The organism is Microbacterium sp. 77mftsu3.1 (assembly GCF_900100525.1).
GTDB classification, from domain to species: domain Bacteria; phylum Actinomycetota; class Actinomycetes; order Actinomycetales; family Microbacteriaceae; genus Microbacterium; species Microbacterium aquilitoris.
In genome coordinates this window covers 192,788-204,494 of record NZ_FNCR01000002.1, presented here as the reverse complement: position 1 = coordinate 204,494, position 11,707 = coordinate 192,788, and the positions used below count along the sequence as shown (strand labels likewise).

The following is an 11,707-nucleotide window of genomic DNA, read 5'->3' as shown; positions in this document are numbered from 1 at the left end:
GATCGCGAGCGACACCCCGACCCCGGGCCCCTCAGCCCGGCGTGTCGCCCCGAAACCCTTGCATCCGCGAACACCCGCACCCCCGCACACACGCCCCCAAACGCCGGATGCCGCGGTCCCCGCCCCGAAGGGAGGGAACCGCGGCATCCGAACCGCGCGCCAGGATTACTTGGCGGCGACCACCTGCAGGGTGATCACGGCGGTGAGGTCGTCACGCAGGCGAATGGTCGCCTCGTGCTCGCCCACGGCCTTGATCGGCGAGGTGATGTGGATCTTGCGCTTGTCGAGGTCACCGAAACCGGCGGCCTTGACTGCGTCGGCCACGTCGGCGGTCTTCACCGAACCGAACAGGCGGCCTTCTGCGCCGGCCTTGACGGCCAGCTTGACCGTGTTCGACTCGAGCGTGTTCTTGAGCGCCACAGCCTCTTCGTGGTCGTGGATCGCGCGGGACTCGCGAGCGGCGCGGATAGACGCCACCTGCTTCTCGCCACCGCGGGTCCAGGCCACAGCGAAGCCCTGGGGGATGAGGTAGTTACGGGCGTACCCGTTCTTGACCTCGATGACGTCGCCTGCGCTACCGAGCCCGGCGACCTCGTTCGTGAGAATCAGCTTTGCCATGTCGGTACTCCTTACCGGCCAGCGCCGGCGTAGGGCAGGAGCGCCATTTCACGGGCGTTCTTGATCGCCTTGGCGATCAGACGCTGCTCCTGCACCGAGACTCCGGTGATACGACGGGCGCGGATCTTTCCACGCTCCGAGATGAACTTGCGAAGCGTCGCGACATCCTTGTAGTCGATGACGCCGACGCGGATCGCCTTCGCGGGAGCGGCGTTCTTCGCGCCCTTCCGCGGCTTGCGGCGATCGCCGGTTGCCTTTCCAGCCATGTGTCTTCCTTAAGAGAGGTGGATGCCGCAGCCCGCGGCATCCGGAATTCGAATCAGAACGGGGTGTCGTCGCCGTAGCTCGTCCCGGGCGCGCTCCAGGCGTCAGGGGCCGAAGACCCGGGCGTCGCCCAGGGCTCGTCTGCCTGCACCTGCGGACGCGACTGCTGCTGACCGCCGCCGAAGCTGCCGCCACCGCCGCCACCATTGCCACCGCTGGACGCGGCGCGGGTGACCTGTGCGGTCGCGTAGCGGAGCGAGGGGCCGATCTCGTCGACCTCCAGCTCGATCGCCGTGCGGTTGTTGCCTTCGCGGTCCTGGTAGGAGCGCTGCTTCAGGCGGCCGGTCGCGACGACCCGCATGCCCTTGGTGAGCGAGCCTGCGACGTGCTCAGCGAACTCGCGCCAGACCGACGCGCGCATGAACAGCGCTTCGCCGTCCTTCCACTCGTTGGCTTGACGGTCGAAGCTGCGCGGCGTCGATGCGATCGTGAAGTTCGCGACGGGCAGGCCGTTCTGCGTGTAGCGCAGCTCGGGGTCCGCCGTGAGGTTTCCCACGACCGTGATGATGGTCTCGCCGGCCATGAGCCTTAGGCCTTCGCAGCCTTGCGGGCGGCCTTGGCCTCAGCGCGCTCCTTCTCGGCGGCGACCTGAGCGATCGCCTCCTCGGCGCGGAGGACCTTGGTACGCATGATCTGCTCGTTCAGCTTGAGCTGACGGTCGAGCTCCTTCGTGGCGTCGCTCGTGCCGGTGAAGTTGACGACGGCGTAGATGCCCTCGTTCTTCTTCTGGATCTCGTAGGCGAGACGGCGCTTGCCCCAGACGTCGACGTTGTCAATGGTGCCACCGTCTGCGGTGATGACCTTGAGGAAACCGTCGAGCTTGGGAGCGACCTGGCGCTCGTCGATCTCGGGGTCGAGGATGACCATGAGTTCGTACTGGTGGATGTGCGTCACTAACCCACCTCCTTCGGACTAGAACGGATGCCGAGCATTTCCCGGCATCAGGAGGGTTGATGCACGTGTCCGCTGATTCCGCGCATGAGCGCAGACGGACAACCACAACAGTCTAGCGGATGACCGGCCCGGCCACGGACGCCGCCATCCGGCTCCCCGCCTCCGCCGCCGCGGCGGCCAACTCCGGTGGGCCGACGACCTCGAACGGCACATCGAACCGCAGTGCCCAGGCGAGCACCCCCGCCCACGACCACGACCCGACCCGCACGACGCACATGCCGTCCGGGCGCTCCGCGAGCTCGGCGTCGCCGAGCCACGGCGCGATCCGCCGAGCCGGCAGCGGCAGGGCGATCTCTCCCGTCACGGGCCACCGGTCCGCCGTCTCGGATCCCTTGAACCTGGCCGCGAGATACGTCTGCGCATCCCCCGTCGGGATCTCGCGCGGCTCGAACGGGACCCCGCCGCCCTGGCGGGGCCGCAGCAGGTCGAGCCGGAGGATGCGCCAGTCCGCGGCATCCCTGTCCCACGCGACCACGTACCAGCGTCCGTCGCGAGCGACGACGGCGTGCGGTTCCGCGTGCCGGGCGGGCCGATCGGCGTCGTCGCCGTAGTCGAAGCGGAGCGTCCGGCGCTCGCGTGCGGCGACGCTCACCGCTTCGAGCGCGGCGGTCGCGACCTGCTCGGCCGGCGGCCCCGCCTCGAACCGGATCCCGTCGATGCGGTGGCGCAGGTGCGACGGCATGACCTGCCGCAGCGTCGCGAGGGCTCGGGCCGCGGCATCCGTGATGTCGACTCCGGATGCCGACTGCAGCGCGACGGCGATGGCCACGGCCTGCTCGTCGTCGAAGAGAAGGGGTGGCAGTTCGTCGCCCGGGCTCAGCCGGTACCCGCCGTAAGGGCCCTTCGCCGCCGTGATCGCGTAGCCGAGCTCCCGCAGCCGGTCGACGTCCCGGCGGACCGTGCGGACGGTCACCCCGAGCCGGTCGGCGAGTTCCTGGCCTCCCCAGTCGCGGCGCGACTGCAGGACGGACAGCAGATCCAGCATCCGGTGCGACGGCGACGACATTCCTCCATCCTGCTCGAGAAGCGGACAGAAACGGTCCTCTACGCGGCGAAGAGTGGATCCCGGCAGACAGCCACCGACCGAAGGACCACCATGACCCTCTCCACCACCACGCACCTCAACTTCCACGGCGACGCCCGCGCCGCGCTCGAGTTCTACGGCCGCGTGTTCGACGGCACCGTCTCGGTGACGACGTACGCGCAGGTCGGCATGCCCGCCGAGGCGCCCGGCGCGGAGAAGGTCGTGTTCGGCATCCTCCTCGCGGCGGACGGCTTCCGGCTCATGGCGTACGACGTCCCGGGCGAGACGCGGGGCGCCGAGGCCGTGGCCGGTTCGACCCGCCGCGAGAACGGCGCCACGATCACCGACCGGGCCTTCTTCGTCTCGCTGCAGGGCGACACCCTCGACGAGGTCGCCGCGCGCTGGGAATCCCTCGCCGACGGCGCGACGGTCATCGAGCCGCTCGCCGCGTCGCCGTGGAGCTCCGGCTTCGGCATGCTCACCGACCGCTTCGGAGTGACGTGGGTCGTCGACGTGCGCGCGGCCCACGCCGGCTGACACCCGGCCGCAGGCACAGAACGTGCACCCGACGCCACCCCGCGAGCAGGATCTCTCGCGGGGTGGCGCTTTCGGTACCGTGGCCGCATGAGCAGCCCCGCCTTCGACGCGCGACCTCTGACCGACCCCGTCGACGCGGCCACGGCGCGGGCGTACCGCAAGCAGCTTCTGTCGACGGGGCGCGCGCCGAAGACCGCTGGTTGGGCCGCGGGATGCCTCATCGTCGCCGTCGTCGGGGTCTTCGGCCTCGTCGTCGTCAACCTCGTCTTCCGACTCGTGTTCGCCCCGTTCTTCGAGGGCTCACCGCCCGAGGGTGCCGGGTCGATCGCGATCATCCTCGTGGTCGGCCTCATCGCGGTCGGCCTGACCGCCCTCATCGTGAAGGCGTACCGCAACGGCGGTGTGCGCTGGTACCGACTCGACCACTTCGCCCGGGCGAACGGCATGACCTGGTACCCGCAGGCATCCAACCCGCCGCTGCCGGGGATGATCTTCTCGCTCGGCAGTTCGCGCACGGCGACGGACATCCTCCGGGGCGAGCAGCCTCGCCTGGTCGAGTTCGGGAACTACCGGTACACGACCGGGTCGGGCAAGAACCGCACCACCCACCGCTGGGGCTACGTCGCGATACGTCTCGGCACCCCGCTGCCCCACATCGTGCTGGATGCCGAGGGCAACAACACCTTCCTGGGCACGAACCTGCCGCAGACGTTCGACAAGCACCAGCGGCTCAGCCTCGAGGGCGACTTCGACAAATACTTCTCGCTCTACTGCCCGGAGGGCTACGAGCAGGACGCGCTCTACCTCTTCACGCCCGACATCATGGCGAGGTTCATCGACAACGCCGCGCAGCTCGATGTCGAGATCGTCGACGACTGGCTGTTCCTGTACGGCAAGCGCGACTTCTCCACCCTCGATCCGCGGACGTGGGGATGGCTGTTCTCCGTCGTCGGTGCACTGATGGACAAGCTCGCGCAGTGGGAGCGGTGGCGGGACGACCGGTTGGCGATGCCCGCCGCCGGTGCAGCGGCATCCGGTGTCGTCGGCGGCGCCGCGAGCGGAACATCGCCCGACGGGGTGGCGGGCGCCCTGCCGTTCGCGCCGCCGGTCGAGGCGCTCCGCCCGCCGCCGGGCGTCGCCCCGAGCGGTCGCCGACTGAAGACGGCCGTGCCGTGGGCGACCATCCTGATCGGCGGAGCGATCGTGATCGTCTGGTTCGCGCTGCAGAGCGGGGTGTTCGGGGCGATCTTCAGTCGATGACGGCGGTCGCCAGGACGGATCGGCGCGGGCGCACGATGGGGTCCTGATAGCGCGCGGGCGTCACCGTGATGTCGCTCCCCGCGTCGGACCACGACTCGGCGCCGCGGCGGCCGAGCACCTTGCGGGCCGTCAGGATGCCCCAGACGAGCGGGGCGCCGACGGCGAGCGCGACGGCTCCGAGGGCCGAGTGATCCTCGGCGCCTAGGACGGCCTTGCGCTGCCACGCCTCGTGGAGGCGCCCGCCGCGGGCGATCGGCACGACGCGCGGCGCGAGCGCACCCCGGCGGCGCATGTCGACGAGCCGTTCGACGTCCGACCACCACGTCGACTCGGTCGCGTCGTGGAAGTAGTTGTCTGCCAGCCATGCGGTGTGGGGATGACGGAACCGCCGCGCGATCACATCGTCGGCACCCCCCTGCACGCCACTCCTACTGAAGACGGTGTTGAGGTGGCTCTTCGAGACCCCGAAGGTCGTGAGCGCGATGACGGGCAGGCCCATCGCCATCGCCTCGATCGCGGCCGTGGAACTGACGGTCACGAGCCCTTCGGCGGTCTCGAGCGCGCGCGACATCGGCTCGTGCGAGAAGACGAGGTTGTCGGGCCGATCGCGCAGGAGGTCGGTCAGTTCGGTGCGCTCGAAGTGCGTCTCGGCCTCGCCGAGGTCGGGTCGGCTGCGCAGCTTGAGGACCACGCGCCGGGTCGGGTCGGCAAGGGCTGCGGCGCGGAGGATCTCGGCGAGCTGGCGCCGTTCCTCGGGCTCGCGCGGCACGATCGCCTGTGCGGCGAAGACGAGGTCCGTGCCGCCCATGGCCTCGTGGGCGGGGCGGGCGAACGGCAGGGTGGCCAGGCCGAAGCGCATCGTGAGCCCGAGCCGGTCCGCCAGCTGCCGGAACGCGCGCAGCTCGCGCTTAGAGTGGACGACCATCAGGTCGCAGTGCCGGCGGTAGAGCGCCGCACCGCGCTGAGCCGGGATCGACATCCCGGGCAGACCCGAGACGACCACCGGGCGCGGCGTGACCCGGTCGATCTGACGCATCACGAGGCGCACGAACGGACCGCGGCCGCCGATGACGACGACGTCGGGGCGGTCCTTCGCCAGCCAGGCGGCGATGTCGTCGTAGGCCACGCGGGTGACCGCCTCGGGACGGATGCCGGTGCCCGCCAACGCCGCATGCTCCTGCGTCACGCTCACCACGAGCGGGGTCTGCACGAGCAGCAGGTGCGGATCGGCGGACGGCGCGGAGTCGATGAGCGCCGCCGACCACTTCACGAAGGAGTCGGCGTCGGCGATCGCGACGACGCGCAGGCGTCCCGGACGGTCACCGCGCATGATCATGCCGGGACGCGGCGCAGCTTCGCCATCGGAGCCAGCTCGCCGTCGTAGATGCGCTTGACGCCATCTCCGAGAGCCGTCTCGATGACACGGATGTCGCGGACCAAGTGCTCGAGGCCGGTCGGCTCGAGCGATGCCGCGTGGTCCGATCCCCACATCGTGCGGTCGAGGGTGATGTGACGCTCCACCGCGACGGCGCCGAGAGCGACGGCGGCGAGGGAGATCTGCAGACCCCGCTCGTGACCGGAGTAGCCGATGGGGATGCCGGCGTACCGATCGCGGAGCGAGGCGATCATCTTGATGTTCGCCTCTTCGGGCTCCATCGGGTAGGTCGACGTGGCGTGCATCAGCACGGTCCGGTCGGTGCCGAGCACCTCGAGCGCACGGTCGATCTGATCGATGGTCGACATCCCGGTCGACAGGATGACCGGCTTGCCCGTGGCGCGGAGGGCCTCGAGAAGCTCGATGTCGGTGAGGCTCGCGGAGGCGACCTTGTGGGCGACGACCCCGAGGTCCTCGAGGAAGTCGACGCTCGGCACGTCCCACGGCGACGCGAACCAGTCCAGCCCGCGCATCGTGGCGTGGTCGCCGATCTCGACGTACTGGTCGCGGTCGAACTCGACGCGGTAGCGGTACTCGAGGTAGGTCATGGTGCCCCACGGCGTCTCGCGCAGGGTGTCGCGCATGTGCGCCGGGGTGGCGATCTCGGGCGTGCGCTTCTGGAACTTGACGGCGTCCGCGCCGGCGTCGGCCGCGACGTCGATCAGCCGCTTGGCGAGCTCGACGTCGCCGTTGTGGTTGAGGCCGATCTCGGCGATGACGTACACGGGGTGTCCGCCGCCGAGCACGTGGTTTCCGATGGTCACCGTCATGGCGAGTCCTTTCGTCGTTACTCCTCTCAGGGTGGGTTCCGACCGTGAATGACGGATGAACCCCCGATGGCGAGGACCGGACGACTGGCTGTCGGATGCGTGCGGTCAGCGCGCGGCGAGGATGCGGTCGGCGAGTTCCCGCACCGCACCGTCGCCACCGCGGCGCGTCAGGACGACGCGTGCGGCCGCCACGACCTCGGGCTGCGCATCGGCGACGGCGACCGGCCAGCCGACGAGCGCCATGGCGGCGAGGTCGTTCACGTCGTTTCCGAGATACGCCGTGTCGGAGAGGTCGACCCCGCGGTCAGCCGCCCACTGCCGCAGCACGGATGCCTTGTCCGCCACGCCGTGGACGACCTCGACCTGCAGCTTCTCGGCCCGCGCCCGCACCACGGCGTTCTGCTCCGTCGAGAGGATCAGGATCGGCACCCCCGCACGGCGCAACAGCGCGACGCCCATGCCGTCGGAGCGGCTCACCCTCACGTGCTCGGTGCCGGCGGCATCCACCCATGCGGAGTCGTCGGTGTGGACACCGTCGAAGTCCGTCACGACCACCGTCGCGGCGATCGGCTCGGCGGGCGCCACGAGGTGGGCGAGCGCCTGGGCGGTCCGCAGCTGGGCGGGGTCGTCGATCTCGATCGACGTCGCCTCGGGCACTTCGACGATCTCGGTGCGGCCGAAGAAACGGTGCCGCGCGCGACGGAAACCGTCGGTCGTGAAGACGTAGAACGCGCCGGTCTCGACGTAGTGCGGTTCCCGCTCCTGCCGGCGGGGACGGTGCGCCGCGTCGTGACCGAGAGCGGATGCGGCACCGTCGGCATCCCGCCGCCAGACGAACTCGTAACTCTCCCGCGCCGAGAAGGCGCTGTCGGCGCGCCCGCTCCGGACCGCGGCGAGCCCGTCGCGCAGCGCATCGGCCGGGATGAAGGGGCTCGTCGCCTGCAGGAACGCCGTCACCCGCGGCGCGATGCCGTCGTCGGCGAGGACGTCGAGGGCGTGCAGGAGTGCACTCTCGGAGCTCGCCGTGTCGCCCGAGATGTCGGCCGGGCGGGCGATGACGCGGGCGCCTGCGTCGCGTGCGGCGGCCGCGATCGCCTCGTCGTCGGTGGAGACCACGACGAGGTCGACGGCTCCGGACGCGTGCGCCGCTCGCACGGCACGGACGACGAGCGGCACCCCGCCCACGCGCGCCACGTTCTTGCCCGGCACCCCTTTCGACCCACCTCGGGCAGGGATGATCGCGATCGTCTCGACGGTGCCTGCCACGGTCATCCTCCTCGAAGGGCCTTCCAGGCCCGCTTGCCGCGGCGGCGAGCGCCGCGGAGGGCGAGCTGGATCTCGGTGATCCGACTCGCGCCACTCTGCGCCCCGAGGGCGCGGGCGAACAGTCCGGGCCGGGCACCGCCCGGCAGGCCGAGCGAGCTCAGCCGGGTGCGGGCGAAGTAGCGGTGCCGCTCGTCGGCGGGCGCCTCGGTGAGGAACTCCTCTGCGCGAGGGCGCAGGTGCGCGGCGATCACCGGCTGCATCGCGAAGCCGACCGCGTCGACGAGGTGCTGCATCCGCTCTCCCCGGTACGGCGAATCGGCGCGGGTGAGCGCGTCGATGATCGTGACCGGGATGCGGTTGCCGTTCTCATAGGGCGTGAGCCGCTGCAGCAGCAGCTCGGTGCCGACGGCGGCGATGGGGAGTCCGGTCAGCGCCTGCAGTGTCGGGAGGGCGGTCGAGAATCCCGCGACCGCGCCGACGAACGGGGCTCGCAGCGCCAGGACCTCGGCGGGGGTGCCGCCGCGGAACACGGTGAACCGCACGCCGCGACTCTCCGCGTGCGCGGCGAGGTCGTCGATCAGCGCGGGTGCGGCGGACGGATGCGGCTTGAACACGATCGCGCCGGGCGTCCACTCGAGCGCGCGGTCGATCATGTCGCACTGCATCTGCAGTTCCTCGTCGGCGGTGATGAGCTTCAGCGCCGAGAGGTATTGGCCCAGGACGAGCGCGGGCCGATCGAGATCGCCGAGCGCGTCGATGGCGGGATCGTCGGTCGCGGCGGCCACCTCGTCGACGACGGTGCGGAGAGCCGTCGCCGGGACGGGCAGCCGGTCGGTGCCGGCGAACAGCAGCGGCTCGACCCCGGGGACGGTGTCGGCGTAGACGACGCCGACCACACGACCGGCGACCGTGTGCGGCCACCGGTTGCGGATGGGCGAATAGGTCATCAGACCGTCGCCGACGATCGACACGGGCGCGCCCATGAAGACGTCGATGAACACGCGCGACGGCGCGACCTGAGGGCTCTGCAGGAACAGCTCGACCGCGTGGTCGCCGATCCCCCAGGCCTGTCGGAGCAGCCGCTCGAGCACGGGCGCCTCGCCGACGGTGACCCGCCAGTGCGGCGGCCGCTCCGGCGCGAGCAGTTCGTTGAGGTCGATCACGCGGTCGAAGCGGGACCGCAACGCCGCCAGGTGCGGGGCGTCGACGATGCCGTCGCCGGCCTCGGGGATGATCGCGGCGTTGACGGCGACCAGGATGCGACCCGACGACGAGGCGGGGAGGGCACCGGCATCCATCGCGGCCACCGCCGTCATGAGACCGTATGCCGAGTTGAGGACGAAGATCTGGGTCATGCGCTGCGGACCTCGCGCACGAGGCGCGCAAGGATGCGGCGTCGCCGATCCGACAGGCGCGACAGAGCGGGGTCGATCTGGTCAGCCGGGATGGCGCGGAGGAGATCGCGGATGCCGCTGCGCAGCGCCGTGCGGTCGGCGGTCGACATCGCCCGCGCGCGGAACAGGTGGTACGCGCAGACCGACATCGTCGTGGTGGCGATCTTCGGCAGGAACCTGTCGGCGTCGTGGTCGTCTTCGACGACACGGATCGCCTCGGCGAAGGCAGGGAGGAAGTCGAGTTGGCGGCGGTCGAGGACCTGGGTCAGCGAGGTCGTGACGCCGCGGCGGTACAGGATGGCGGGCGCGTCGACGACGGCGAATGATGCCGCCCGCAGATGGAGCCGCCAGATCCACGGTCGGTCCTCCGCCGTGAACAGTCCGGGCTCGAAGTGGGCGAGACCCTGATCCAGGATGCGGCGATGGAACATTCCCGCCCAGGCATAGGGGTAGTCGACCATGGTGGTCTCGTCCGCGGGCAGGATCGCCTCGCGCGGCGACACCGCCCGTCCGCGCCACGCGTGCGGCGCCCTCATCAACCGGCGGCGGCCGTCCGTGTCGGTCACGTGGTCGGTGCGTACGAAGTCGCATTCCAGCCGGCGCATCGAGGCGATGAGGCTCTCGAGGCGCTCGGGATGCATCCAGTCGTCGCCGTCGACGAAGCAGAAGAACTCGGTGTCCACGCGCTCGAGTCCCTGGTTGCGGGCGGCGGCGAGTCCGACGGGCTGCGGATTGGAGATGATCTCCACGTGGGGCATGTCGCGGGCGAAGTGCTGGACCTGCACACGGGTGTCGTCCGTCGAGCCGTCGTCGATGACCACCAGCCGTAGCCGGCCGGGGTCCTGGAACTGGCGTCCGAGAGTCGTGACGGTCGTGCCGATGTAGGGACCCGCGTCTTTCGCCGGAAGGATGACGGTCACGATCGGAGAGGACACGTCGCGATACAAACAAGTGGTCGTGACCGGGAGGTTGCTCCCGGGTGAACGGTCGCTGACCTCGTTCGCGTCGTAGCACAGCAGTACCCCTCGGTCCACGGTTCGAGCTGCTCGGACTCCTCGGCTACCGTTGTCGATCGTCGGGGGGCGCGTCGTCATGGTGCGTGTCCTCGCACACCGCAGACCAAGGAGACCCACATGTCACGTACGCACACCATCTCCGCCGGCTTCGCCGTCGCAACGCTGGCACTGTTCGCCCTGACCGGGTGCGGCTCGGCCGAATCGGGCACCACCACCAACCCCGCGCCGGTCAGCTCCGCTCCCGCCGCCCAGTCCCCGTCCGCTGACGCCGAGGCGCCTACCGGCGACCAGACCACGGCCGAGGCCTGCTCCATCCTGCAGTCCGACATGACCGACCTGTCGAGCGAGATCAACGCCGCGAGCGGCGAGGTCAACAGCGCGATCCAGTCCGGCGACACGAGCGCCGTCCGCGACACCCTCTCCGAGATCGGCGGGAAGATCGACGACGTCTCGGGCAAGATCACCAACCCCGAGGTCTCCGAGGCGTTCGACGCGTACGCCACGGCCTGGGGCAGCTTCGAGAAGACCTTCGCCGAGATCAGCGACGCGGTCGACGCCAAGGACCAGGCTGCGCTGCAGTCCGCCGCCGGCGACATCAACACGGGCGTCACGGCGTTCACCGACGCCGCAGGCAAGATCGGCGAAGCCTGCAACGGCTGAGTCCCCTGTTCGCACGGCGCCCCTCGTCCCTCGGACGGGGGGCGCCGTGCGTCAGGCGAGCCCGAAGGCGACGAGCTCGTCGGCGGTCAGCATCCGGGACCGGATGAGGAACCGCATCCCGGTCGGTCCTTCGACGCTGAACCCCGCGCCGCGCCCGGGCACGACATCGATCGTGAGATGCGTGTACTTCCAGTACTCGAACTGGGATGCCGACATGTAGACCTCGATCGGATCGTCGATGCCCGCGTCGATGTCGCCGAGCTTCACGTCTCCCGGTCCGGTGAGGAACATCCCGATCGGGAAGCACATGGGACTGCTGCCGTCGCAGCATCCGCCGGACTGATGGAACATCAGGGGTCCGTGCTGCGCGGTGAGGGTGCGCAGCAGAGCCGCCGCCTCGTCCGAGACGGCGACCCTGCTGTAGGTGGTGTCGGTCATGGGGTGTCGGC

14 protein-coding genes are annotated in these 11,707 nt (G+C 70.4%); 3 read left to right on the top strand and 11 right to left on the bottom strand.

Annotated elements, in window-relative coordinates:
* Positions 1–165: 165 nt before the first annotated feature.
* From rplI to BLR68_RS05890, 5 genes are all read right to left on the bottom strand, one after another.
* Positions 166–618: a 50S ribosomal protein L9 gene (gene rplI, locus BLR68_RS05910; RefSeq protein WP_018187766.1), complete on the bottom strand. Its 453-nt coding sequence runs from the start codon at positions 616–618 to the stop codon at positions 166–168.
* An 11-nt stretch (positions 619–629) separates the two neighbouring features.
* Positions 630–884: a 30S ribosomal protein S18 gene (rpsR, locus tag BLR68_RS05905; protein WP_005054609.1), complete on the bottom strand. Its 255-nt coding sequence runs from the start codon at positions 882–884 to the stop codon at positions 630–632.
* A gap of 53 nt (positions 885–937) precedes the next feature.
* Positions 938–1,465, bottom strand: coding sequence for a single-stranded DNA-binding protein (locus BLR68_RS05900; RefSeq protein WP_018187767.1), 528 nt, complete (start codon positions 1,463–1,465; stop codon positions 938–940).
* Positions 1,466–1,470: 5 nt separating this feature from the next.
* On the bottom strand, positions 1,471–1,836 hold the full coding sequence (gene rpsF, locus BLR68_RS05895; RefSeq protein WP_018187768.1) for a 30S ribosomal protein S6: 366 nt from the start codon (positions 1,834–1,836) through the stop codon (positions 1,471–1,473).
* 112 nt (positions 1,837–1,948) lie between these two features.
* Entirely contained in the window at positions 1,949–2,902 is a 954-nt protein-coding gene (locus tag BLR68_RS05890) for a helix-turn-helix transcriptional regulator (protein ID WP_018187769.1), read from the bottom strand.
* A 90-nt stretch (positions 2,903–2,992) separates the two neighbouring features.
* On the opposite strand from BLR68_RS05890, the gene BLR68_RS05885 reads away from it, so the two are divergent.
* Both BLR68_RS05885 and BLR68_RS05880 read left to right on the top strand, forming a co-directional pair.
* Positions 2,993–3,457 (top strand): VOC family protein, encoded by a 465-nt coding sequence (locus BLR68_RS05885; RefSeq protein WP_018187770.1) that lies wholly within the window; start codon positions 2,993–2,995, stop codon positions 3,455–3,457.
* Positions 3,458–3,544: 87 nt separating this feature from the next.
* Positions 3,545–4,717, top strand: coding sequence for a hypothetical protein (locus tag BLR68_RS05880; protein ID WP_018187771.1), 1,173 nt, complete (start codon positions 3,545–3,547; stop codon positions 4,715–4,717).
* On the opposite strand, the gene BLR68_RS05875 is transcribed toward BLR68_RS05880, so the two are convergent.
* From BLR68_RS05875 to BLR68_RS05855, 5 genes are all read right to left on the bottom strand, one after another.
* Positions 4,707–6,053, bottom strand: coding sequence for a DUF6716 putative glycosyltransferase (locus BLR68_RS05875; RefSeq protein WP_051082828.1), 1,347 nt, complete (start codon positions 6,051–6,053; stop codon positions 4,707–4,709). The genes BLR68_RS05880 and BLR68_RS05875 overlap by 11 nt on opposite strands.
* Entirely contained in the window at positions 6,050–6,922 is an 873-nt protein-coding gene (locus tag BLR68_RS05870; protein WP_018187772.1) for an N-acetylneuraminate synthase family protein, read from the bottom strand. Before BLR68_RS05870 ends, BLR68_RS05875 begins: the two co-directional genes overlap by 4 nt.
* A 105-nt stretch (positions 6,923–7,027) precedes the next feature.
* Positions 7,028–8,194: an acylneuraminate cytidylyltransferase gene (locus BLR68_RS05865; protein WP_018187773.1), complete on the bottom strand. Its 1,167-nt coding sequence runs from the start codon at positions 8,192–8,194 to the stop codon at positions 7,028–7,030.
* Positions 8,191–9,543, bottom strand: a complete 1,353-nt coding sequence (locus tag BLR68_RS05860) for a polysialyltransferase family glycosyltransferase (protein ID WP_018187774.1) — start codon at positions 9,541–9,543, stop codon at positions 8,191–8,193. The genes BLR68_RS05865 and BLR68_RS05860 overlap by 4 nt, the downstream gene beginning before the upstream one ends.
* Positions 9,540–10,517, bottom strand: coding sequence for a glycosyltransferase family 2 protein (locus BLR68_RS05855; protein ID WP_231370911.1), 978 nt, complete (start codon positions 10,515–10,517; stop codon positions 9,540–9,542). Before BLR68_RS05855 ends, BLR68_RS05860 begins: the two co-directional genes overlap by 4 nt.
* A 198-nt stretch (positions 10,518–10,715) precedes the next feature.
* Between BLR68_RS05855 and BLR68_RS05850 the strand changes: the two genes are divergently transcribed.
* Positions 10,716–11,258: a hypothetical protein gene (locus BLR68_RS05850; protein ID WP_018187776.1), complete on the top strand. Its 543-nt coding sequence runs from the start codon at positions 10,716–10,718 to the stop codon at positions 11,256–11,258.
* A gap of 51 nt (positions 11,259–11,309) precedes the next feature.
* On the opposite strand, the gene BLR68_RS05845 is transcribed toward BLR68_RS05850, so the two are convergent.
* Positions 11,310–11,696 carry a DUF779 domain-containing protein gene (locus BLR68_RS05845; RefSeq protein WP_018187777.1) on the bottom strand — a complete coding sequence of 129 codons (387 nt, stop codon included), beginning with the start codon at positions 11,694–11,696 and terminating at the stop codon, positions 11,310–11,312.
* Between the last annotated feature and the right edge of the window lie 11 nt (positions 11,697–11,707).